Genomic DNA, 1,699 nt, shown 5'->3' with positions numbered 1-1,699 from the left:
TACAACTAACTTTACACAAATACAAATAATTAATTCCATATATTAACAAACATAAACAGTCAGCCACCTTCTCATTTCGAGTTGGTGGCTGTTTTATTCATGTGGAAGGCATACCCCAATAATCTCCCTCCCTTTCTTACCTCTAAGCGTTCGATATCCAATGGATTAACACGATAATGCGTCTGTGAAATCATCAAGTGCGATCCACGAATTGACACCGGAATGAGTTTTAATATATTCCTGTCGGTTGCGATGTCACCATATAAACCATTGGTAAATTTCATTTCGACTATGTATCTCTCCATAGATTCCACCCCTTTTATGCCTATATACGACAAAGGGTTAAAAAGTCCTTCACATTTATATGCAATTACTCAATAGCCAAACCCTTCCATTTGTACTATGATATACACATATTAATAAATGGGAGGGGCTTCATATTGAGTACTTTATTTTCTGCGCTCGGGGGTTTATTCACATTAGCATTCCTCGTCTTTTTAATCATAGCAATTGTCCAATTCGCAAAAAAGAATAAAACGAAGAATAAAAAAACACTTATGTATTTAGGTGTTTCATTTGTATTAATGGTTATCTTTATTATACTTACACCTACTAACGATGAAGTTGTTTCGAACACACCGAAGAAAGAATCATCCATTCGTGAGGATTTTGAAAAGAATGCAGCTAAAAGTTCGGCCACATCTTCCACAGTTGGAAACCAAGAGAATAAAAATGTTGCGAAGTCAGATCCAAAACCAACTACAGTTGATAAGACTGGTTCCCTAAAAACATACATGGACGAAACATTCGATCCGTTGGTTCGAAGTGTGACATCAAACATCGATACAAATTGGGAATATTACATGATTGAACCTTTAGACAGATTGGCTGCTAATGGTGACTTATCATCCTTTAAAGCCGATGTTGAATTGATGATCAGTCTATCAAATAGCGTTGTTAAACAGATTGATGAATCGGAAACACCTTCGGAATTAGATGCAGGTGATAAGAACGATATTGATGAAGTGAAATCTGGTTTAAAGAACGCTATCAATAAACGTGTTGAAGCTGCCGAATCTATATTATTGAAAAAAACAACGGAAGAAGTACTGAATGCAGAAGTCGACAGCCTTATCAATGAAAGCAATGAGCATTTAACAAAGGCAGTAACTGCTTATAAGAGATTGTTGGATAAGTAATATGATGGCCATTCCCAATTGTGGAGTGGCTTTTTTTATTTCACCACAACAACCAATTAGGAACGTTATAATTTTGCTGTCTATAAATCTGGGCCGTAGTATCTTTTGCTGCAGTAAACAATACAGCAAACAAATTGCGTACTACTCCCCTTTTATATGCATTAATGACAGACAGTACAGCATCCGTAAACAGCCCCTCATTGCTTTCAAACATTATCGTTTTGTCTATGGATGCCTTACCCCTTAATAGCGTGCCATAGGCTCTGTAAAGGTCGTCCAAATCAAAATATGGAGCCATGATGTCATAAAGATATGCAGGCATCTTGTCACGTAATCCACGCTTAATATCTGCCTTTACTTCTTCCACACTCTTGACTACTTCTTTTTCCGCTGAATCTGCTATTCCAGTATCTAATGTATTATTAATAGATTTTTGAGTATTAGCAGGAGCATCTTTGGTGTGACATTCCGGTGTGACATCCTCATGCTCATCGGCTTTT

The 1,699-nt window shown here is 36.8% G+C and carries 2 protein-coding genes; one reads left to right on the top strand and one right to left on the bottom strand.

All coding sequences use genetic code 11. From position 1 onward, the window contains the following. Nucleotides 1–440: 440 nt before the first annotated feature. The gene (locus ACFQ38_RS11415; protein ID WP_381480987.1) at nt 441–1,199 is read left to right on the top strand and encodes a hypothetical protein; all 759 of its coding nucleotides are present in this window, start codon (nt 441–443) and stop codon (nt 1,197–1,199) included. Between the two features lie 40 nt (nt 1,200–1,239). Here the strand turns inward: ACFQ38_RS11415 and ACFQ38_RS11410 are convergent. Further along, on the bottom strand, nt 1,240–1,699 hold a 460-nt coding region (locus tag ACFQ38_RS11410; protein WP_381480985.1), incomplete at its 5' end, for a hypothetical protein.

The organism is Sporosarcina contaminans (assembly GCF_042679045.1).
Taxonomy (GTDB): Bacteria; Bacillota; Bacilli; order Bacillales_A; family Planococcaceae; genus Sporosarcina; species Sporosarcina contaminans.
This window is presented reverse-complemented; position numbering and strand designations above follow the sequence as displayed.